The organism is Amycolatopsis thermalba (assembly GCF_023376025.1).
Classification (GTDB): Bacteria; Actinomycetota; Actinomycetes; order Mycobacteriales; family Pseudonocardiaceae; genus Amycolatopsis_E; species Amycolatopsis_E thermalba.
The window spans coordinates 167,101-187,740 of record NZ_CP091196.1 but is presented as its reverse complement, the minus strand read 5'-3'; the positions used below and the strand labels follow the sequence as shown (position 1 = coordinate 187,740).

General features: G+C 72.0%; 17 protein-coding genes and 1 pseudogene. 6 read left to right on the top strand and 12 right to left on the bottom strand.

Going from position 1 to position 20,640, the window contains the following annotated elements; all coding sequences use genetic code 11:
* Window positions 1-36: 36 nt before the first annotated feature.
* Window positions 37-2,211, top strand: coding sequence for a molybdopterin-dependent oxidoreductase (locus L1857_RS00915; RefSeq protein WP_116114722.1), 2,175 nt, complete (start codon window positions 37-39; stop codon window positions 2,209-2,211).
* Here the strand turns inward: L1857_RS00915 and L1857_RS00910 are convergent.
* The 5 genes from L1857_RS00910 to L1857_RS00890 form a co-directional block, all read right to left on the bottom strand.
* On the bottom strand, window positions 2,177-2,827 hold the full coding sequence (locus L1857_RS00910; protein WP_094006490.1) for a TrmH family RNA methyltransferase: 651 nt from the start codon (window positions 2,825-2,827) through the stop codon (window positions 2,177-2,179). The genes L1857_RS00915 and L1857_RS00910 overlap by 35 nt on opposite strands.
* A complete protein-coding gene (locus tag L1857_RS00905; protein WP_116114720.1) occupies window positions 2,824-3,369 on the bottom strand; it encodes a hypothetical protein in 546 nt (181 codons plus the stop codon). Before L1857_RS00905 ends, L1857_RS00910 begins: the two co-directional genes overlap by 4 nt.
* A 15-nt stretch (window positions 3,370-3,384) precedes the next feature.
* Window positions 3,385-3,768, bottom strand: coding sequence for a DUF2784 domain-containing protein (locus tag L1857_RS00900; protein WP_094006527.1), 384 nt, complete (start codon window positions 3,766-3,768; stop codon window positions 3,385-3,387).
* Window positions 3,769-3,891: 123 nt separating this feature from the next.
* Entirely contained in the window at window positions 3,892-4,452 is a 561-nt protein-coding gene (gene pyrE, locus L1857_RS00895) for an orotate phosphoribosyltransferase (RefSeq protein ID WP_116114718.1), read from the bottom strand.
* Between the two features lie 644 nt (window positions 4,453-5,096).
* The gene (locus tag L1857_RS00890; protein ID WP_094006486.1) at window positions 5,097-5,966 is read right to left on the bottom strand and encodes a LysR family transcriptional regulator; all 870 of its coding nucleotides are present in this window, start codon (window positions 5,964-5,966) and stop codon (window positions 5,097-5,099) included.
* A 126-nt stretch (window positions 5,967-6,092) separates the two neighbouring features.
* Here L1857_RS00890 and L1857_RS00885 point away from each other — a divergent pair, with 126 nt between their 5' ends.
* Together L1857_RS00885 and L1857_RS00880 are read left to right on the top strand one after the other, a co-directional pair.
* On the top strand, window positions 6,093-7,301 hold the full coding sequence (locus tag L1857_RS00885) for an MFS transporter (protein ID WP_240323433.1): 1,209 nt from the start codon (window positions 6,093-6,095) through the stop codon (window positions 7,299-7,301).
* Entirely contained in the window at window positions 7,298-8,533 is a 1,236-nt protein-coding gene (locus tag L1857_RS00880) for an FAD-dependent oxidoreductase (RefSeq protein ID WP_116114714.1), read from the top strand. Before L1857_RS00885 ends, L1857_RS00880 begins: the two co-directional genes overlap by 4 nt.
* 387 nt (window positions 8,534-8,920) lie before the next feature.
* Here the strand turns inward: L1857_RS00880 and L1857_RS00875 are convergent.
* Both L1857_RS00875 and L1857_RS00870 read right to left on the bottom strand, forming a co-directional pair.
* Window positions 8,921-9,129, bottom strand: a pseudogene (locus tag L1857_RS00875) (TetR/AcrR family transcriptional regulator); the annotation flags it as partial.
* A gap of 91 nt (window positions 9,130-9,220) precedes the next feature.
* Complete coding sequence (locus L1857_RS00870) at window positions 9,221-10,174, bottom strand: helix-turn-helix transcriptional regulator (RefSeq protein WP_094006483.1); 954 nt, start codon at window positions 10,172-10,174, stop codon at window positions 9,221-9,223.
* An 84-nt stretch (window positions 10,175-10,258) separates the two neighbouring features.
* Here L1857_RS00870 and L1857_RS00865 point away from each other — a divergent pair, with 84 nt between their 5' ends.
* Together L1857_RS00865 and L1857_RS00860 are read left to right on the top strand one after the other, a co-directional pair.
* Complete coding sequence (locus L1857_RS00865; RefSeq protein WP_094006482.1) at window positions 10,259-10,780, top strand: DinB family protein; 522 nt, start codon at window positions 10,259-10,261, stop codon at window positions 10,778-10,780.
* A gap of 99 nt (window positions 10,781-10,879) precedes the next feature.
* Window positions 10,880-11,542 carry a DUF4097 family beta strand repeat-containing protein gene (locus L1857_RS00860; protein WP_094006481.1) on the top strand — a complete coding sequence of 221 codons (663 nt, stop codon included), beginning with the start codon at window positions 10,880-10,882 and terminating at the stop codon, window positions 11,540-11,542.
* Between the two features lie 4 nt (window positions 11,543-11,546).
* Here L1857_RS00860 and L1857_RS00855 read toward each other — a convergent pair whose 3' ends face one another.
* From L1857_RS00855 to clpB, 3 genes are read right to left on the bottom strand one after another with little or no spacing between them, the layout of a single operon-like run.
* Window positions 11,547-12,311, bottom strand: coding sequence for an SDR family NAD(P)-dependent oxidoreductase (locus L1857_RS00855; RefSeq protein ID WP_116114710.1), 765 nt, complete (start codon window positions 12,309-12,311; stop codon window positions 11,547-11,549).
* Entirely contained in the window at window positions 12,308-13,036 is a 729-nt protein-coding gene (locus L1857_RS00850; protein ID WP_094006479.1) for a type III secretion system chaperone family protein, read from the bottom strand. Before L1857_RS00850 ends, L1857_RS00855 begins: the two co-directional genes overlap by 4 nt.
* Before the next feature lie 60 nt (window positions 13,037-13,096).
* The gene (clpB, locus tag L1857_RS00845; protein WP_116114708.1) at window positions 13,097-15,700 is read right to left on the bottom strand and encodes an ATP-dependent chaperone ClpB; all 2,604 of its coding nucleotides are present in this window, start codon (window positions 15,698-15,700) and stop codon (window positions 13,097-13,099) included.
* 444 nt (window positions 15,701-16,144) lie between these two features.
* Here clpB and L1857_RS00840 point away from each other — a divergent pair, with 444 nt between their 5' ends.
* Window positions 16,145-17,344: an IS110 family RNA-guided transposase gene (locus tag L1857_RS00840; RefSeq protein WP_249464268.1), complete on the top strand. Its 1,200-nt coding sequence runs from the start codon at window positions 16,145-16,147 to the stop codon at window positions 17,342-17,344.
* Between the two features lie 247 nt (window positions 17,345-17,591).
* On the opposite strand, the gene L1857_RS00835 is transcribed toward L1857_RS00840, so the two are convergent.
* Together L1857_RS00835 and L1857_RS00830 are read right to left on the bottom strand one after the other, a co-directional pair.
* Window positions 17,592-19,868, bottom strand: coding sequence for an MFS transporter (locus tag L1857_RS00835; RefSeq protein WP_249467341.1), 2,277 nt, complete (start codon window positions 19,866-19,868; stop codon window positions 17,592-17,594).
* Between the two features lie 23 nt (window positions 19,869-19,891).
* Complete coding sequence (locus tag L1857_RS00830) at window positions 19,892-20,401, bottom strand: MarR family winged helix-turn-helix transcriptional regulator (protein ID WP_198958273.1); 510 nt, start codon at window positions 20,399-20,401, stop codon at window positions 19,892-19,894.
* Between the last annotated feature and the right edge of the window lie 239 nt (window positions 20,402-20,640).

The window sequence follows — 20,640 nt, the reverse complement described above, 5'->3', positions numbered from 1 at the left end:
CTCGACACATCGCAGGGTTCCGTCGACGATCAGAGGATGACGACGGCGCATGTCACGTGTCCGCTGTGCGAAGCCACCTGCGGTCTGACCGTCACGTTCGACGGCGGCCAGGTCACCGAGGTGCGCGGGGACGCCGAGGACGTCTTCTCCCACGGCTTCATCTGCCCCAAGGGCGCGTCGCTGGGCGCGCTGCACCACGACCCGGACCGCCTGCGCACCCCGCTCGTCAAACGCGACGGCAAGCACGTCCCGGTCTCCTGGGATGAGGCGTTCGCCGAGATCGACACCCGCCTGCTGCCGATCATCGAAACGTACGGCCGCGACGCCGTCGCCGTCTACGCGGGCAACCCGAGCGTGCACAACCTGTCCACCGCGCTCTACGGCCGCGTCTTCTTCAAGGCGCTGGGCACCAGGAACTTCTACACCGCGGGCAGCGTCGACCAGCTGCCCAAGCACTACTCCAGCGGCTACCTGTTCGGCGACGGCATGACGATCCCGGTGCCGGACGTCGACCGCACCCAGCACCTGCTGATGCTCGGCGCGAACCCGCTGGTTTCCAACGGCAGCCTGATGACCGCGCCCGACATGCGCGGGCGGCTCAAGGCGATCCGGGAGCGCGGTGGCAAGGTGGTCGTGGTCGACCCGCGCCGGACCCGCACCGCCCAGGTCGCCGACGAGCACCACGCGATCCGCCCCGGCACCGATGCGCTCCTGCTGTTCGCGCTGGTCAACGTGCTGTTCGCGGAGGACCGCGTGAGCCTTGGCCACCTCGCCGAGCACGTCACCGGCGTCGCGGACGTCGCCGAGCTGGCCCGCGACTTCCCGCCCGAGGCGGTCGCCCCGGTCACCGGCATCCCCGCCGGCGACATCCGCCGGATGGCCCGCGAACTGGCCGCCGCCGAGTCCGCGGCGGTTTACGGTCGTATCGGAACCACCACGCAGGCGTTCGGCACCCTCACCAGCTGGCTCGTCGACGTGCTCAACGTCCTCACCGGCAACCTCGACCGCCCCGGCGGCGTGATGTTCCCGCTCGCCGCCGCCGGACAGGCGAACAGCGCGCCGGGCAAGCGCCGCCCGTTCCGGCACGGCCGCTGGCGCACCCGGGTGCGCGGGCTGCCCGAGGTGCTCGGCGAGGTCCCGGTCGCGACCCTGGCCGACGAGATCCTCACCCCGGGCGACGGTCAGGTCCGCGCCCTGATCACGGTCAGCGGCAACCCGTGCCTGAGCACCCCGAACGCCGGGCGGCTCGCGGAATCGCTGGCGCGGCTGGACTTCATGGTGTCGCTGGACATCTACCGCAACGAGACGACCCGGCACGCCGACGTCATCCTGCCCGGGCCCACCCCGCTGGAGCGCCCGCACTACGACGTCGCGCTGTACCAGCTGGCCGTGCGCAACGTGGCGAACTGGACGCCGCCCGCGATGCCCGGCGACCTGCCGCCGGAGTGGGTGACCATGCTGCGGCTCACGTCCATCGTCACCGGGCAGGGCCCGAACCCGGACATCGAAGCGCTGGACGCGTTCGTGGCGGCACAACTGGCCCAGCGGTCCGGTCTCGAACCGGCCGCCGGCCGCCGCGGCCCGGAGCGCCTGATCGACCTGATGCTGCGCGCCGGGCCGTACGACCTGACCCTGGCCGACCTGGAAGCCGCCCCGCACGGCGTCGACCTCGGGCCGCTGCGGCCGCGGGTGCCGGAGGTCCTGTCCACCGCGAGCGGGAAGATCGAGCTGGCGCCGGAGGCCATCACCGCCGACGTGCCGCGCCTGGCCGCGGAACTCGCGCACGTGCCGGACGGCGAGCTGGTGCTCATCGGACGGCGGCAACTGTCGTCGAACAACTCGTGGATGCACAACCTGGAACCGTTGGTGCGCGGGAAGAACCGGTGCACCGTGCAGGTCCACCCGGCGGACGCGGCTCGGCTCGGGCTGGCCGACGGCGAACCGGCGCTGGTCAGTTCGACAGCCGGCGAGATCGAGGTGCCGGTGGAGGTCACCGAGGAGATCCGGCCGGGCGTGGTCAGCATCCCGCACGGCTGGGGTCACGGCGGGCCGGGCACGCAGACCGCGGTCGCCGCGGCGCACGCGGGCGTCAACAGCAACCTGGTGGCCGACGAGACGCTGCTGGACGCGCTGTCCGGAACCGCCGTGCTGAACGGGATCCCGGTCGAGGTGACGCCTACCAGGCCGCCGACAGGTCCGCGTGCTGTCTGATCCAGGCGTGCATCACGATGCCGGCGGCGACCCCGGCGTTGATCGAGCGGGTGGACCCGAACTGCGCGATCGACACGACCATCGCCGCCGCGTCGTGCGCCTCCGCGGACAGGCCGGGGCCCTCCTGTCCGAACAGCAGCACGCAGTCCCGCGGCAGCTCGGCGGTTTCCACGCGCTGCGAGCCGGGCGTGTTGTCCACGGCGACGATCGCCAGGCCGCGCTCGGCCGCGTAGGCGACCAGTGACGGCACGTCCGGGTGGTGCTCGAGGTGCTGGTACCGGTCGGTGACCATCGCGCCGCGCCGGTTCCAGCGCCGCCGCCCGACGATGTGCACGGCCGCCGCGGCGAAGGCGTTCGCGGTGCGCACCACGGTGCCGATGTTGTGGTCGTGCTGGAAGTTCTCGATCGCGACGTGGAACGGGTGCCGCCGCCGGTCGATGTCGGCGACGATCGCCTCGCGCCGCCAGTACCGGTAGGCGTCCACGACGTTGCGGCGGTCGCCCTCGGCCAGCAGGTCCGGGTCGTAGCGCTCGTCGGCGGGCCACTCGCCCTCCCACGGGCCGACGCCCACCGGTTCCCGGGCGGTCCACTCGGTCGGGCCGGTCTCGTCGCTCATCGGACGTGCTCGCTGAGGTCGGCGAGCAGGTCCGCGGTCGCGATCGTGAGGTCCTGCTGGGTCATCTCGCCGGGGAACACCGCCGCGAGGTGCTCGGCGGTGAAGAACAGGGTCTGCGTGGTGAGCCGCTGTGCGACGTCGGGTGGGAGGTGGGCGGCGGCGTTCTGGGCTCGTACGGTGAGCGACGGCCCGGGCACCGGCCGTGGCACGAGGATCATGGTGGCGGCGCGCGTGGTCGAGAGGTGTTCGGTGCGGTAACGCAACTGGAGGACCCGCACCGGCGCGCCACGGCAGTTCCCGCCCAGCTGCAGGTTCACCGCGATGCCGTGGTGGTTGCCGGACCCGAGCACGTCGTTGAGGGTGACGAACGTCGCCTGCAGCGGCGGCACCGGTGAGTCGTCGGGCCGCCAGCCGGTGCGCGCGGCAAGTGCTTGCACCCCCTCGGCGAACGCGTCCTGCGCGGCACGCACCCGCGGGCGCACGACCAGCCCGGCGACCAGGCCGCAGAGCACGATGCCGAGCAGGATCAGGACGATGACCACACCGGTGATTGTGTCCTAGGCCTGCGGCATGGCGTGCGTGGCCGGGTGCTCACGGTGCTTCCAGCGCAGGTAGGCGCCCGCGTAGGAGAAGGCCACCAGCGCCAGCGCGACCACGGCGACCGCCGGCAGCATCGAGCGCGGGAACACCGTGTCGTAGAGGTAGTAGGCGTTGAACCCGCCGGGGAGCGGGCCCAGCCCCTGCAGGCCGCGGAAGTAGTCCTCCAGCGCGGTCAGCGGGCACGGGATCGGGAAGACGTTGACCAGCACGCCCCAGATGGCGAAAAACACGTGCACGAAAACACTGCGTGGCCAACGCCACGCGAGAAACCCGCCGAGGCCGATGTAAAGCAGGGCCAAAATGTGCACTCCGACCGTTATGTCGGCCAGAACTCCCGCGATCGTCACGCCGCCCCCTTCCCGCGATCCCCCTGGTATCGAGATTACTCCTGATCACGCCAGGAATGTCGACTCGAATTCCGGAGATCACTTCGGGGATTACCCCTAGGGGGCGGCGTGAATCGGCTACAGGCCGAGGTCGTCGAGGTCGAGCAGATACCGGTAGGCGAGGCCTTCCTTCTCGATCGCCTCGCGCGCACCGGTGCCGCGGTCGACGACCGTCGCCACGCCGACCACGGTCGCACCGGCTTCGTTGAGCGCCTCGACGGCGGTCAGCACGCTGCCGCCGGTGGTCGAGGTGTCCTCCACCGCGAGCACCCGCTGACCGGCGACCTCGATGCCCTCGATGCGGCGCTGCATGCCGTGCGACTTGGTGGCCTTGCGCACCACGAACGCGTCGAGCACCTTCCCGTCCGCCGACGCCGAGTGCAGCATCGCGGTCGCGACCGGGTCCGCGCCGAGCGTGAGCCCGCCCACGGCCACGTAGTCCCAGTCCGCGGTGAGCTGCCGCATGAGCCGGCCGATGAGCGGGGCCGCCGCGTGGTGCAGCGTGGCCCGCCGCAGGTCGATGTAGTAGTCGGCCTCCTTGCCGGAGGCCAGCGTCACCTTGCCGCGCACCACCGACAGCTCGGTGATGAGACGTGCCAGTTCGAACTTCGCTGCCTGATCCAACCCGGGGTTCGCCACGACGGGAAGTCTTACACACGACCACGACACCCCCGCGCCCTCGACGGTCAACGCGCGGCCACGGAGATCAACGAGCTGCGCGACCTGGTGGCGGGCAGCCGACGCCCGGTGCCGCCTCCCGCGACGCCCCGCGGGAGGCCGCGTGACCGGGCACGGCCGGGCGGCACCGGAGGACCTGGTCACCCACGACGACCCCTGGAGTTCGCGGACGCGGGCCTCGGCCCGATGCGCCGATGCAGCCGCAACGAGCCGCCGCAGCCGATGCCCACGCGCGAGTCCTGGTACGCGCTGCCGACCGGCGACACGGGCGCGGTTCTGGCGGAGTCCGCCCTCACGGACGCGATCCCGGTCACGATGCGCACGGGCACGTCCGCCTGGTAGCACGACCAGCCGTCCGGTGGCCAGGCGCATCTACGTCAGCCCAGCGCTGGACGCGGGAGGCCCGCAAGGCGCGGTGCGCGGCCTTGATCCGCCGGTTCGGCGCGGTGCACGTCTGGAGTGGCAACGCCGGTTCCGGCAGCGGGCTCACTGCCGCCTGAAGATCCCGCCCACCTGCGACGCGGGCCGGATCGCGGAGCGCATGGCCGTCCACCCGAACCGCAGCGGGGCGGTCACGCGTGTCAGCGGGCAGGGCGTGCTCGCCCTCAGCGGGAGCTGATCGTCCGCGCCACCTCGTCCACCACCGTTCGCGTCGACGGCTGCCACACCAGCCACGTCACCAGCTCCAGCGCCGGTTCCACCACCGGCCGCCACGGCCAGCCGGGCAGCAGGCGCGTTGCGGAGTGCTCGGTCAGCAGGACGGCGTCGGACTTCGTCGCCTCGGCGCAGGCCCGCGCGTGCTCGGAGAACTGCGCGAACTGCCACAGCGGCACCACCCCCGCGTCGTGGGCCGCGACCACCAGGCGGTCGTGCGCGACCGGCACCTGCTGCCTGCCGTGGGCGAGGATCCGCATCCCGTCCAGGTCGCGCAGGCGGCACGCGGCACCGTCGGCGAGCGGGTGGCCGGGCCGGACGGCGACCCCGAACGGCTGGTCGAACAACCGCGCGCCGCGCAGGCTGCCGACCGGCTGCTCGTGCACCAGCCCCAGGTCGAGCCGGCCCTCGCGGACCATTCGGAGCTGGTCGGTGCTGCTCGCCTCGGTGAGCGTGACCGCGGCGTGCGGCACCGCCGAATCGAGCGCGGCCAGCGTCGCCAGCAGCCAGTCCGCGGACAGCCCGGGCGGGATCCCGATCTCCACGACCTCCCGCGTCCGGCGCGCGGCCGCGTGCGTGGTTTCCCGGGTGGCGTCGGCCAGGCGCAGCAGGAGCACCGCGTGCGAGTGCAGCGCGACACCGGCCGGGGTGAGCGTCGTGCCGGTCGCGCCGCGCTCCAGCAGCGGCGCCCCGATGTCCCGTTCGAGCTGCCGGATCTGACGGCTCAGCGACGGCTGGGTGAGGTGCAGCCGTTCCGCCGCCCGGGTGAGCGAGCCCTCCGCCGCGACGGCGACGAAGTACCGCAGGTGCCGCAGCTCCACGCGTCCCTCCCCTGCCTGATAGGCATGACCGGCCTGATTAACCGGCATTGGACAGGCACGTGTCAAGGCACGTGTACTACTTCCTGCCTCTCAGGCAGGACATCGAAGGAGAAGGGACGCTCAACGATGAGTCGAACTCCCGGCCGGGACCCGTACCGCTGGGTGGTGCTGGTGCTGTCCTGGGCCGCGTTCACCATGACGTCGGTGGACCGGTCGACGTGGGGACCGGCGTCGGTGGCGGTGGGCGAGCACCTGGGGGTCTCGCTCGCCGGGCTGGGCGTCTTCGCCACCGGTTACTACGTCGGTTACGTCATCTCGAACGCGGCAGGCGGCGTGCTCACCGACTGGCTGGGCGCGCGCGTCGTGATGGGCGCGTCGCTGTTCCTCGCCGGCGGGTTCATGATCCTGTTCGGCGAGACCGACTCGGTCCCGGTCGGCATCGCCTTCCAGGCCGCGGTCGGGATCTTCGCCGGCTGCGACTACTCCGCCGGTGTGAAGCTGATCGCGCAGTGGTTCACGCCGAAGGACCGCGGGTTCGCGATGGGCGTGTTCATGACGGCGACCTCGCTGGGCACCGTGATCGCCAACGCGGTCGTGCCGCGCCTGCTCGTATCCGCCGGGTGGCAGACCTCCTACCACGTCTTCGGCGGCGCGTCGATGGTGATCGCGGTGCTGTGCCTGCTGCTGGTGCGCACGCGGAAGGAAGACACCACCGAGCGCGCGGTGCCGGACCTGCGCCCGCTGGCCCGCTCGCGCGACCTGTGGCTGCTCGGGGTGGCCGGGTTCGGCGGGCTGTGGGGCACCTACGGGTTCATCACCTGGTCCAACGCCCTGATGGTCAAGGGCATCGGCCTGAGCGGGGTGCAGGCGGGCGGGGTGGTCGCGATCTTCGGGATCACCGCGATCGCCGCGAAACCGTGCATCGGGTTCGTCTCCGACCTGCTCGGTGGCAGGCGGAAGGCGCTCACCGTGGTCGTGCTGGGCGCGTTCGTGGTGGCGCTGCTGGTGTTCGGCACCCGCGACAGCCTGTCCGGGTTCCTGTGGGTGGCGCCGTTCCTGGGCGTCGCGGCCTACGTCTACAGCCCGCTGATGGTCGCGATGATCCCGCGCATCGCCGGGGTGGGCCTGGCCGGTTCGGCGGCGGGCGCGACCAACGCGTTCTGGCAGCTGGGCAGCACGGTGGTGCCGGTGGTGCTGGGCGCGGTGTTCCAGGCGACCCATTCGTTCTTCGCGGCGTTCGCCACGCTGGCGGCGGGCCCGCTCGTGGGAGCGCTGCTGATGCTCGGCGTCCGGGAACAGCGGACGGCGCCTGATCGCGAGAAGGAGACCGTGTGAAGTACGACGTGATCGTCGCCGGGGGCGGGTCGGCCGGGATCGCTGCGGCGGTCGGCGCCCGGCGGGCCGGGGCCCGGACGCTGCTGATCGAGCGCGGCCCCTGTCTCGGCGGGGCGGCGACGCTGCGGAACGTGGTGACCTACTGCGGTTTGTTCACCCGCGACGACCGCGAACAGGTGGTGTTCGGTGTCGCCGGGGAAGTGCTCGACGGGCTGCGCGAGCTGGGGGCGGTGAGCGAGCCGACGCGGTTCACCGCGGTGGCCGTGGTGTTCGATCCCGAGGCGGTGAAACGGGTCGCCGACGACCTGTGCGACGCCGCCGGGGTGGACGTGCTGCTGCACTCGCACCTGCTCGGCGCGTCCAGAGTGGACGATCGGGTGCACGCGGTGCGGGTGGCCGACCACTCCGGCGTGCACGAGTACACGGCTTCGGTGTTCGTGGACGCCACCGGGGAGGCCGACCTGGCGCAGCACGCCGGTGCGGAGGTGCGGTACGGCAACGACGGCTGGGTGCAGAACGGCACGCTGGGCGTGCGGTTCGGCGGCATCCCGGCGGAGGCGCAGGTCACCCGCGAGGCCGTGCGCGAGGCGGTCCGGGCGGCGAAGGCGCGGGGTGTGCCCGGCCTGACCGCGGAAGGCGGGTTGATCGCGCGGATGCCGGTGTCCGGCGACGTGATCACCTACCTCGCCGACGAGGGCTACGACGCCCGCGACGCCGCCGACACGAGCCGGGCCGAACGCAGCGCCCGCCGGCAGGCCGCCGCGTACCTGCGGGTGATCCGGACGCTGCCCGGCTGCGCGGACGCCTACATCGTCAGCACCGGCCCGGAACTGGGCACGCGCGAGTCGCGGCACCTGGTCGGCCGGACCCAGCTGACCGAGAAGGACGTGCTCTCGCCGGGCCCGGTGGACGACGCGGTGGCGGTCGGCGCCTGGCCGATCGAGTACCACCCGGGCGTGGGAGTGCCGTCGGAGTGGCGGTTCATCGGCGAGCCCGGCTACTACGGCATCCCGCTCGGCGTCCTGTGGAGCCGGAACACGCCGAACCTGTTCTGCGCCGGCCGCACGGTGGACGGCGACCGCGGCGCGGGCGCGTCGCTGCGCGCCATGGGGACCGCCTTCGCAACCGGCCACGCGGCGGGCGTCGCGGCGGCGCTCAGCGCTCGCGGCGAGGTAAGCGCTCCCGCGGTACGCGAGGAGCTGCAGCGGCAGGGCGCGCGGCTACCGGACTGAGTCGCCCGGGGCGCGACCGCTGCCCACCCTCACGCAGCGGCGCCCCGGTTGCCGGGCTGCGGCGGCGGGGCGCGTGGGCGCGAGGCGATGCGCCAGGGGCGACTCGGCCCGGCCCCCTGCTGTGCCGGTGCAGCCTGCGCGGAAGTCCGCGCAGCGGCGCCCGGTTGCCGGGCTGCGGCGCCGGTCGCCTCGGGCGCGGGTGCTCGCGGATTCGCCGTGGGGCCGTGCGGCGAGGGTAGTTCCGCCGGCCCGCGTGTCGCGCTCGCCCGGTAATGCCGTCCGCGCAGCACCACCTACCGGCCTGCCCGGCGCGAGCATCTGCGCCCCCGTTCGGGCGGACGCGTCAAGGTCTCCGGTCACCTCTTGCGGCATCGCGCCGCTGAGCCAGAGCGTCGCGAAACCGTGCTCCGTCGCCAGCGCGGTCACCATGCCCGCCTTGTCGCGGAAGTGGTGGGCCGGCGCCGCGTGCGACGCCCCGGCCGGCGTGCCACGTTGCGCAGGCTCAGCGCCGCCGCGCCGGGCTCGCCGATCGTTTCGGCCGCCGTGTCCAGGATCGCGCGCCGGAGGTCGCCGTGGTGGTAGGAGCCCCTCGTCATCCTGGCCGTCGTCACGCGTCGGCATGCGGGAGCAGTGATGCAGGTCGTGTTCCTGGCCGCCACGCTGGCGGTGTTCGGGCACGCGCGGCAATCAGGCCCGGCTGAACCGCCCGGCCCACTCCCGCAGCTGGTCACGCAGTTCGGCCGGTTCGACGACCCGGAAGTCGGCGCCCAGTGAGCCCAGTGCCAGCGCCGGCCAGTCCAGGGACGCCGTCGTCATCCGCACCCGGCACCGGCCGGCGTCGACCTCCTCGACCGTCGCCCACCGGCCGATCCGCTCCCGCGCCACGGCCGCCGGAACGTCGACGAGCACCTCCACCTCGTACGGCTGCGGCAGCGCGCCGAGTGAGCTGCGGACGAACTCGGCGGCGTCGGCGGCGGGCAGCTCGCGCGGCCGGAACCGGGCGCCGGTGCCCGTCGGCTCGCTGAGCCGGTCGATGCGGAAGTTGCGCCACGCGTGCCGGGTCAGGTCGTAGGCGACCAGGTACCACTGGCGCCCCAGCGGGACCAGCCGCAGCGGCTCGACCTCCCGCGCCGACTCGCGGCCCGCGGCGTCCGTGTAGGCGAAGCGGATCCGTTCGTTGTCCCGGCAGGCCAGGGCGATCGTGGTGAGCAGGACCGGGTCGATCCGGGGCGCCGCCGCGCCGGACCACACGGCGGGCACGGTCATCGCCCGCAACGCGTCGACCCGGCGGCGCAGCCGCGCCGGCATCACCTGCACCACCTTCGCCAGCACCCGCACCGACGACTCCGCGATGCCCTCGACCGAACTCTGCGCGGCCGTCTGCAGCCCGACGGTCAGCGCGACCGCCTCTTCGTCGTCGACTACGAGCGGCGGCAGCGACGCGCCCGCGGCGAGCTGGTACCCGCCGTCGACGCCGCGCTGGGCCTCCACCGGATAGCCCAGCTCGCGCAGGCGGTCGATGTCCCGCCGCAGCGTCCGCGGCGAGACGCCCAGCCGGTCGGCCAGTTCACCGCCCGGCCAGTACCGGTGGGTCTGCAGCAGGGACAGCAACCGCAGCGTCCGCGAGCTCGTGTTCGCCATGTTCCCGATTCTCCCGCAATTGCGGCCAGGAAGTGGCCGCTTTGCCTTTTACCTTGGTCTCAACGACGACGAAGGGACTTGAAAATGACCTCCACCGAGACCGTCACCGGCGAGCGCGCGGACCTGCTGGCGATGCTGGCCAAGCACCGCTTCTTCCTGACCTTCACCACCCGTGGCCTCACCGACGACCAGGCCCGGCAGCGGACCACGAAGAGCGAGCTGTGCCTTGGCGGGCTGATCAAGCACGTGACCTCGGTCGAGCGGAACTGGGCGACCTTCATCGTCGAGGGCGCCTCCGCGATGCCGAACTTCGAGGAGATGACCGAGGCGGACTTCGCGCAGCGGGAGAACGAGTTCAAGCTGCTGCCGGACGAGACGCTGGCCGGCGTGATCGCCGAGTACGAAGCGGTCGCGCGCCGCACGGACGAGCTGGTCGCGACCGTGGACCTGGACGCGGTGCAGGAGCTGCCGAAGGCCCCGTGGTTCACCGACGAGGCGTGGTCCGCGCGCCGGGTGCTGATGCACATCATCGCCGAGACCGCCCAGCACGCGGGCCACGCCGACATCATCCGCGAGTCCCTGGACGGCCAGAAGAGCATGGGCTGACGGGTGTCAGCGGCGGCGTCAGCGCGGTGGCGGGCCGGTGTCAGCGCCTCCGGCGAAAGTTGTCCTCAACAGCGAGAACAACGAGCACAGGAGAGCACGATGCAGAACTTCGACACCCCCGCCCCGATCTCCGCCGTCGTCGACATCCCCGCCGGGAGCATCCGGTTCGTGGCCGCCGACCGGGCCGACACCGCGGTCGAGGTCCGGCCGGCGGACGCCTCGAAGCGGCGCGACGTGAAGGCCGCGGAGCAGACCACGGTGGCCTACGCCGACGGCGTGCTGCGGGTCGAGGCCCCGGCCGGGAACCAGGTCCTCGGCAGCTCCGGCTTCGTCGAGGTGACGGTCCAGCTGCCGGCCGGGTCCGCCGTCGAGGCGACGGCGGCCAGCGCGGAGGTGCGCGGCGTCGGGCAGCTGGGCGCGGTCACCGTCGAGGGCGCGCACGGCGAGGTCGAACTCGACGAGGCGACGAGCGTCCGCGTCACCACGCAGGCCGGCGACGTCACGGTCGGCCGCCTCACCGGTTCCGCGCGGATCAGCACCGGCAAGGGCGACATCCGCATCGCCGAGGCCGAGCGCGGCGAGATCGTGCTCCGCGCCCAGGCCGGCGACCTGTCGATCGGTGCCGCCGCCGGGGTGTCCGCCACGCTGGACGCGGGAACCGACTACGGCCGCATCCACAACGCGCTGCGGAACACCGGCGACGCCGGGCTCACCATCCACGCGACCACGGCCTACGGCGACATCAGCGCCCGCAGCCTGTGACTCCTCAGGTGCGGTCGCGCCCCGCGACCAGGCTGCTGATCCGACGCAGCAGGCCGCGGGGCAACAGACCGCCGATCGCCACGACCGCCTTGTACTGCGGGGACGGGATGGAGATGACCTTGCCGCGGCGCAGGTCCGCCAGGCCCTCGGCGACCACCCGGTCCGCGGAGAGCCAGAACGCCTTCGGCCCCGGCTTCTCCAGCCCGGCGCGCTCGTGGAACTCGGTTTCGGTGAAGCCGGGGCACAGCGCGGTCATCCGGATGCCAGGCGGCAGCGCCGCGGCGATGCCCTCGGTGAAGGACGTGACCCAGTTCTTGCTCGCCGTGTACGTCGAGCCGCGGCCGGAGAAGAAACCGGCCACGCTGGAGACGTTGATGATGTCGCCGCGGCCCCGCTCGATCATCCCGGGCAGGGCCGCGCGCGTCAGGCGCAGCACGGCGGTCACGTTCACGTCCAGCTGCGCCTGCAGCTCGTCGACCGGCGCGGTCCAGAACTCCCCGGCCAGGCCGAACCCGGCGTTGTTGACCAGCAGGTCGACCGGCTCCGCGGCCAGCCGCGCCTCGACCGCCGCCCGGCCGTCCACCGTGGCGAGGTCGGCGGGCAACGCCACCGCCTTGATCCGGTGCCGCTGCGACAGCTCACCGGCAAGCGCTTCCAGCCGCTGCGCGTTGCGGGCGACGAGGACCAGGTCGTAATCCTCCTCGGCGAGCCGGCGCGCGAACGCGGCGCCGATCCCGGCGGTCGCGCCGGTGACGAGCGCGGTGCTCACTGGGCCGGCCCGGCCGGTGGCGGCGTGCTCAGGCCCGGCTGCTCGGACTGGCCGGGCTGCCAGTGCCGGGTCGCGCCGGCGTCGTACTCCTCGTCGAACGGGTCCACGATGTCGGCGATCTCGCCGAGGTCGCGCAGCAGGCGCTCCAGGCGGGACGGCCCGGCCTGCGGCGCGACGCTGGCGAGCACCCACTCGTTCTCCAGCCACGCCACGCCGACGTCCCCGCCGAGCGCGTCGGCGGCGTCCACGAGTTCCTGGGTGATGACCGCGCGGGCGCCCTCGGGGTCGTCCGCGAACGCGTAGCGCTGGCCCACCGGGCCGAGCAGCTCCGGCATGTCCGCGCGCTGGAACGGCACGCTCGCCAGCCACAGCTCGACGAGCACCGGGTGCACGCGGTTGCAGCGCACGGCGACCACGACCGCCGGGATCTGGCCGTCGGCCTCGATGTCGAACACGAACACCGGGCGGCGGCCGTCGGCGGTGAAGGTCGAGCCGACGACGACGTTGACCGCCGTCTCGGCGCGGAAGTACCCGAGCGCGCCGCCGGACCACTGCCGGACGAGCCGCTCGTCCTCCTCCACGAACTGCCATCCGCGCAGGTCGGACCAGCGCATCCGCTCCCGGTTGCGGGAGCCTTCCCTGGTCCGGTCCACGGCGAGCAGCAGCAGCCCTGCCACCAGTGCGACGGCGGCGATGACGAACCAGACCCACGCCGGAATACCCACGAGGGTGAGGGTAGCGCGCCGGGCCGCTGAACCAAGGTCAGCGGCCCGTGTCGCAACCCGTTAGTCCACCCGGGTGACCACGAGCGTGTCCCCGGAGTCCAGGTCGGGCACGTCCACCCGCACCGCGTCGCCGTCTCGGACCTCACCGGCCAGCAGCTTCTTCGCCAGCTGGTCGCCGATCGCCGACTGCACCAGCCGGCGCAGCGGCCGGGCGCCGTAGATCGGGTCGAACCCGTTCAGCGCGAGCCAGTCGCGGGCGCCCGGGGTGACCTCCAGCGTCAGCCGGCGCTGGGCCAGCCGCGCCGCCAGCTTCGCCACCTGGATGTCCACAATGGACGTCAGCTGCTCGGTGTCGAGCGAGTGGAACACCACGATGTCGTCCAGCCGGTTCAGGAACTCCGGCTTGAAGTGCCGCTGCACCGTGGACAGCACCGCGTCCCGCCGCTGGCGCTCGTCGAGCGCGGCGTCCGCGATCGCCTGCGAACCGAGGTTCGAGGTCAGGATCAGGATCGCGTTGCGGAAGTCGACCGTGCGGCCCTGGCCGTCGGTCAGCCGCCCGTCGTCGAGCACCTGCAGCAGCACGTCGAACACGTCCGGGTGCGCCTTCTCGACCTCGTCCAGCAGCACCACCGAGTACGGCCGCCGCCGGACGGCCTCGGTCAGCTGGCCGCCCTGGTCGTAGCCGACGTACCCCGGGGGAGCGCCGACCAGCCGCGCGACGCTGTGCTTCTCGCTGTACTCGCTCATGTCGATGCGGGTCATCGCGCGCTCGTCGTCGAACAGGAACTCCGCCAGCGCCTTGGCCAGCTCGGTCTTGCCGACGCCGGTCGGGCCGAGGAACAGGAACGAACCGGTCGGCCGGTCCGGGTCGGCGACCCCGGCGCGCGTGCGGCGCACCGCGTCCGCCACCGCCGTCACGGCCTCGCGCTGGCCGACGACCCGCCTGCCCAGCTCCTCCTCCATCCGGAGCAGCTTGCCGGTCTCGCCCTCCAGCAGGCGGCCGGCCGGGATGCCGGTCCACGCGCTCACCACGTCGGCCACGTCGTCGCTGCCGACCTCTTCCTTGAGCATGACATCGGCCGCGGACGAGCTGTTCGCGGTGTTGCGCTGCGCCGCCTCCAGCTCCTTCTCCAGCGCCGGGATCTTGCCGTAGCGCAGCTCGGCGGCCCGGCCCAGGTCGGCGTCGCGCTCGGCCCGGTCGGCCTCGCCGCGCAGCTGTTCCAGCTGCTCCTTCAGCTCGCGGACCTTCTCGATCGAGCCCTTCTCGTTCTGCCAGCGGGCGGTGAGCGCCGACAGCTCCTCGCGCTTCTCGGCCAGCTCGGCGCGCAGCGCGGCCAGCCGCTCGATCGAGGCCGGGTCCTCCTCCTTGGACAGCGCCATCTCCTCGATCTCCAGGCGCCGCACGGCGCGCTCGACCTCGTCGATCTCGACGGGCCGGGAGTCGATCTCCATGCGCAGCCGGGAGGCGGCCTCGTCCACCAGGTCGATCGCCTTGTCCGGGAGGAACCGCGCGGTGATGTAGCGGTCGGACAGCGTCGCGGCCGACACCAGCGCGGCGTCGGTGATGCGGACACCGTGGTGCACCTCGTAGCGCTCCTTGAGGCCACGCAGGATGCCGATGGTGTCCTCCACCGACGGCTCGCCGACCAGCACCTGCTGGAAGCGCCGCTCCAGGGCGGCGTCCTTCTCGATGTGCTGGCGGTACTCGTCGAGCGTGGTGGCGCCGACCATGCGCAGCTCACCGCGGGCGAGCATCGGCTTGATCATGTTGCCGGCGTCCATGGCGCTCTCGCCGGTCGCGCCCGCGCCGACGATGGTGTGCAGCTCGTCGATGAAGGTGATGACCTGTCCGGCCGACTCGGTGATCTCCTTCAGCACGGCCTTGAGCCGCTCCTCGAACTCACCGCGGTACTTCGCGCCGGCGACCATCGAACCCAGGTCCAGCGCCACGACCCGCTTGCCGCGCAACGACTCCGGCACGTCACCGGCCACGATCCGCTGGGCCAGGCCCTCGACGATCGCGGTCTTGCCGACGCCCGGCTCGCCGATGAGGACGGGGTTGTTCTTGGTGCGCCGGGACAGCACCTGGACCACCCGGCGGATCTCCGCGTCGCGGCCGATCACCGGGTCCAGCTCGCCCTTGCGCGCGCGGTCGGTCAGGTCGACGCCGTACTTTTCGAGCGCCTTGAACGTGCCCTCGGGGTCGGGGCTGGTGACGCGGGCCGAGCCGCGCACCTTGGTGAACGCCTCACGCAGCGCGTCCGGGGTGGCGCCGTGCCGCTTCAGCAGGTCGGCCACCTGACCGCCCTCCGCGGCGAGGCCCACCATCAGGTGCTCGGTGGAGACGTACTCGTCGCCGAGTTCGGTCGCGAGCTTCTGGGCGTGCGTGAGCGACTTGACCGCCGGCGGGTCGAACTGCGGTGTGGACACGGTCGCGCCGGTCGCCGAGGGCAGCCCCTGCGTGATCGGCTCCAGCTCCTTGTGCACCTGCCGCGGATCGGCGCCCACCGCCGTCAGCAGGGGACCGGCCAGCCCGTCGCCCTGCGCCAGCAGCGCGCCGAGCAGGTGTGCGGCGGTGACGCTGGGGTTGCCCGCCACGGTCGCCGCCTGCGCCGCCGACGAGATCGCCTGCTGGGTCTTCGTCGTCGGGTTGAAAGCGTCCATCCCACACTCCATGTCGCATGCCTGCCGGAGACCTTCCTCCAGGTCCCTCGACATCTACAACGTCAACAAAGTTGAGCGTGTTCCGCTCAACCCGGATTTTCTCTTGCCGAATGGTCGAGGCATGCCTGATGGTCCTTGCGAGCCGGTCGCGCCCAGCTCGGCGAACTGCCCGACCCGTCGCTGCCGGACGCGTCACTCGTCTTCGCGCTGTCCCCGTTACCTTTTTCGTGGTTCCTGATCAAGGAGCTGTGGTCGCCAGGTTCGGTATGACTGATGCCCCCAGTCGAGGTCATGATCCGGGGGGTGGTGTCGCCGGGCCTGGTGGCATCGGGGGACCGCTGAATAGGGACACGGCCACCCTTGGGGTAGGTCTCGTCGTAACGTGGGTGCCGGCCATCGATGCCCTGACCGGCGACCACCCGCGACGGATGAAAGACACTGTGCATGACCATCAGTTATGGCGTGTTCCTCGGCCTGGATGTCGGCAAGGGCGACCATCACGCCGTCGCTCTGGACCCCACCGGGAAACGGCTGCACGATGGGCCGCTGCCCAACACCGAACCCAAGCTGCGGGCGTTGTTCGACAAGCTCGCCGTTCACGGGCCGCTGCTGGTCGTCGTCGATCAACCAGCCACGATCGGGGCACTGCCGGTCGCGGTCGCCCGCGCCTGCGGGCATCAGGTGGCCTACCTGCCCGGTCTGGCGATGCGGCGTATTGCCGATCTCTACCCGGGCAATGCCAAGACCGACGCCCGGGACGCGTTCATCATCGCCGACGCCGCCCGCAGCCTGCCCCACACGCTGCGCCCGGTCGACACCGGTGACGAGGCCCTGGCCGAGCTGGAGGTCCTGGTCGGGTTCGACGACGATCTGGCCGGTGAGGCCACCCGGCTGGGCAACCGGATCCGCGGCCTGCTCACCGGCATCCATCCCACGCTGGAACGTGTCCTGGGTCCCCGCATCACGCACCCAGCGGTGCTGGAGATCCTGTCCCGCTGCGGCGGCCCGACAGGCATCCGCAAAGCCGGACGCCGCAAGGTCACCGCCATCGCAGCGACTCACGCGCCCCGCCTGGGCGAGAAACTCGTCGCCGACATCTGGACCGCGTTGGGCGAGCAGACCGTCACCGTCCCGGGAACGGCCGCAGCCGACACCGTCCTGCCCCGACTCGCCGACAGCCTGAAAACCGTGCTTCAGCAACGCAACCAGGTCGCCACCGAGGTGGAGGACATACTTGATGCTCACCCTCTTGCCGGGGTCCTGACCTCGATGCCCGGCATCGGGGTCAGGACCGCCGCCCGCATCCTGCTCGAGGTCGGCGACGCCTCCGCCTTCAAGTCCTCGGCGCATCTGGCCGCCTACGCCGGCATCGCCCCCGTCACCCGCAGCTCCGGCACCAGCATCAAAGGCGAACACCCCACCCGCAACGGCAACCGCAAACTCAAACGCGCCTTCTTCCTCGCCGCCTTCGCCGCCCTGCACGACCCCACCAGCAGGGCCTACTACCAGCGCAAACGCGACGAAGGCAAGAAACACAACGCCGCCCTCATCTGCCTCGCCCGACGCCGCTGCGACGTCCTCTACGCCATGCTCCGCAACGGCACCCACTACCGCCACCCCGACCCCGCCCCCGCCGCGGCTTGACAATCACATAGGGACACCCCCCCGCCTCGGGCCGCCCGGCCGAAGGGGGCGCCGGCCTGGCTCACCTCACGGGCCGGGTCGCCGCCACCTCCCGGATGCCGGCCATGTGCGCCGCCCCGCTCGGGGCCTTCCTCGGCGGTTGGCTGGCCACCACGTACGACGTGCGCACCCCGCTCTACGCCGCGACCCGAAAAGCACGAAGACCGCCTCCCGGGGGATTGAGGCGGTCTTCGCGGGTCTTGCGGGCTCAGCGCGGGTGCGTCAGCTCCACGTCACGGGACAGCGGGGTGCCGGCGACGACCTCCAGCGGCGTGGCCACCGGGGCGTAACCGCTGGTCACGATCGTGTAGTCGCCCGCGGGGAGGTCGGTGAAGGTGTACCGGCCCGCCTCGTCGGTCAGCGTCATCGCGACCACCTCGCCGTGCTCGTCGAGCAGCGTCACCTGGGCCTCGGCGACCGGCCGGTCGAAGCGGCCGGCCCGGACCACCCCGCCGAGCCGGGCGGTGAGCCCGAGTTCGACGTCCTGCGTGGCCTCCTCGCCCTCGGTGGTCGTCAGCGGCACCGCGGCCGGCTGGTGACCGGCGGCCGTGACCGTCAGCGTGTACGCGCCGCCGGGCACGTCGTCGAAGTGGTACCAGCCATCGCCGCCGGTCACGGCCGACGCGACCACTTCGCCGCGGTCGTCGGTCAGCACGAGCGTCGCGCCGCCGACCGGCTGACCGCCACGCGCCCGCACCACGCCGCTGACGCCACCGGCGCCGCTCATCTCGATGTCGCGCCGCACCGGCTGCCCGTTGACCGTGACCATCACCGCGCTCGGCTGGAACCGGGCGGCCGAGGTGATCAGGAGGTAGATGGCGTCCGGCGGAGCCGGCAGCCGGTAGGTGCCGTCGGCCGCGGTCAGCGTCCGCGCCACCTGTTGCCCCGACGAGTCGGTCAGCGTCAGCGCGGCCCCGGCGAGCGGGCGGCCCGACGGGCCGCTCACCACACCGTGGATCGCGGAGCCGGTGACCGGCGCGGCCTCGGCGTTCTCGGTCAGGTCGATGCTGCGGCGCAGCGGGACCTCCTTGATGAACAGCACCGCGATCAGCGTGGCGATCGCGATGATCCCGCCCGCCAGGAAGACCGAGCCGATGCTGTCGCCGTAGGCGGCCCGCACGATCGACTGGAACGGTTCCGGCAGCACGGCCAGGTTCAGGCTGCTGCCCGCGCCGCTCGCCCCGGCCTCGATGCCCATCGCGGACAGCGCGCTCGACACGTGGCTGCTGACCTTCGCCGCGAGCAGCGCGCCCAGCGCGGACACCCCGGCCGAACCGCCCAGCGTGCGGAAGAAGGTGACCACCGACGACGAGGACCCCATGTCCTTCATCGACACGGTGTTCTGCACGACCAGCACCAGGTTCTGCATCAGCGCACCGACGCCGAGGCCGAGCAGCGCCAGGTAGCCGCCCATCAGCACCAGGTTGGTCTGGTGGTCGATCGTGCTGAGCAGGAACAGGCTCGCGACCAGCAGCACCGCGCCGCCGACCATCCAGGACTTGGTCTTGCCGGTGCGCGAGATGACCTGCCCGGCGATGGTGGAGGACAGGAACAGCCCCAGCATCATCGGGATGGTCATCAGGCCGGCGTGCGTGGGCGAGTAGCCGCGGGCCAGCTGGTAGTACTGCCCGAGGAACACCGCGCCACCGAACATCGCGGTGCCGACCGACAGGCTGCCGATCACCGCCAGCGTGAAGGTGCGGTTGCGGAACAGCCGCAGCGGGACCACCGGGTCGGCGACCTTCGTCTCGACGAACACCGCCAGCGCCAGCGCCACCAGGCCGCCCAGCACGTAGAACAGGGTCGACCAGGACCACCAGGCGAAGCTGCCGCCCGCCAGCGAAACCCAGATCAGCAGCAGCGAGACGCCGCCGACGAGCAGGGTCGCGCCCATCCAGTCGATCTTGACCTGCTTCTTGAAGACCGGCAGGTGCAGGGTCTTGCCCAGCACGATGAAGGCGACCACCGCGACCGGGACGGTGACCCAGAAGGTCCAGCGCCAGCCCAGCGGCGAGTCCACGATCAGGCCACCGAGCAGCGGGCCGGCGACCGTCGCCAGCGCCATCACCGCGCCGATGTAACCGCTGTAGCGGCCGCGTTCGCGCGGCGAGATCATCGCCGCGATCACGACCTGGACCAGCGCCTGCATGCCGCCGAGGCCGAGGCCCTGGACCGCGCGGAACGCGATCAGCTCGGGCATGGACTGCGCGATGCCGCCGAGCACCGAGCCGGCCGTGAAGATCACGATCGACAGCTGGTACAGCATCTTCTTGCTGAACAGGTCCGACAGCTTGCCCCAGATCGGGGTGCTCGCCGTGGACGCCAGCAGGGTGGCGGTGATCACCCAGGTGTACTGACTCTGCGAGCCGTCGAGGTCGGCCAGGATCGTCGGAAGCGCGTTCGAGACGATCGTGGAGGACAACATGGCGACCAGCAGCGCCAGGAGCAGGCCGACGAACGCGCGCCCCACCTGACGCGGCGTCATCGCCTCCTGGTTCGCTGTCGTGCTCACTTCGGGATCACTTCCTCTTCTCCGCCGCCTGTGCGGGCGGGCAAGGTGACCGGCGTCTGGCCGAGGGCCTCGCGCAGTCCTTGGTTCATCAGGGTCAACCGGGTGGTGAGTGCTTCGACCTCGTCGTCGGTCCAGTCCGCGAGCGCGCGCTGCAGGAAGTCGACGTGCAGCAGCCGCCAGCGCTCCAGCTCGGCGCGGCCGGCGTCGGACAGGCTGATCAGGCTCGCGCGCCCGTCCTCGGGGGCGGGCCTGCGCTCGACGAGACCGGCCGCGGTCAGCTGGGCGATCTGCCTGCTGATCACCGAAACGTCGACCATCTTGCGTTTCGCGAGGTCCGAGGGGCGGCTCTCGCCGTGCGCGTTGAGGTCGGACAGCAGCATGGCAGCCGCGGGGTGCAGGCCGTCGTGCTCGCGCTGCCAGGACTGGTTGATCCAGGCGTGCTGCAGCTGGCCCGCCGCGCGCAGCTCACGCATGAGCTGGACGGCCTTCTCGTCGCGGTCCCCCATGGACCCACCTCCTGGTTGGTTGTCACATACAACTATAAAGCCAGTAGTTGTATGCCACAACTATCTAAGTAGGTGACTTGTCCCACTGGTGGGGGGATCGCCGGACCACCCGGAAGGAGCAACTTCACGAGGATCGCGGCCGCGGCGGTTACCCTGCGACGGATCGTGTTCGTATTGCCCGGGGACGATTGACCGAACAGAGTGGATTATTCATGATCTTTTCACACGCTCACCTGCTA

Coding starts and splice junctions, on each gene's coding strand:
- L1857_RS00915 (WP_116114722.1), top strand. CDS start 37: ATGACGACGGCGCATGTCACGTGTCCGCTGTGCGAAGCCACCTGCGGT.
- L1857_RS00910 (WP_094006490.1), bottom strand. CDS start 2,827: ATGAGCGACGAGACCGGCCCGACCGAGTGGACCGCCCGGGAACCGGTG.
- L1857_RS00885 (WP_240323433.1), top strand. CDS start 6,093: ATGAGTCGAACTCCCGGCCGGGACCCGTACCGCTGGGTGGTGCTGGTG.
- L1857_RS00870 (WP_094006483.1), bottom strand. CDS start 10,174: ATGGCGAACACGAGCTCGCGGACGCTGCGGTTGCTGTCCCTGCTGCAG.
- L1857_RS00865 (WP_094006482.1), top strand. CDS start 10,259: ATGACCTCCACCGAGACCGTCACCGGCGAGCGCGCGGACCTGCTGGCG.
- L1857_RS00860 (WP_094006481.1), top strand. CDS start 10,880: ATGCAGAACTTCGACACCCCCGCCCCGATCTCCGCCGTCGTCGACATC.
- clpB (WP_116114708.1), bottom strand. CDS start 15,700: ATGGACGCTTTCAACCCGACGACGAAGACCCAGCAGGCGATCTCGTCG.
- L1857_RS00840 (WP_249464268.1), top strand. CDS start 16,145: ATGACCATCAGTTATGGCGTGTTCCTCGGCCTGGATGTCGGCAAGGGC.
- L1857_RS00835 (WP_249467341.1), bottom strand. CDS start 19,868: ATGACGCCGCGTCAGGTGGGGCGCGCGTTCGTCGGCCTGCTCCTGGCG.
- L1857_RS00830 (WP_198958273.1), bottom strand. CDS start 20,401: ATGGGGGACCGCGACGAGAAGGCCGTCCAGCTCATGCGTGAGCTGCGC.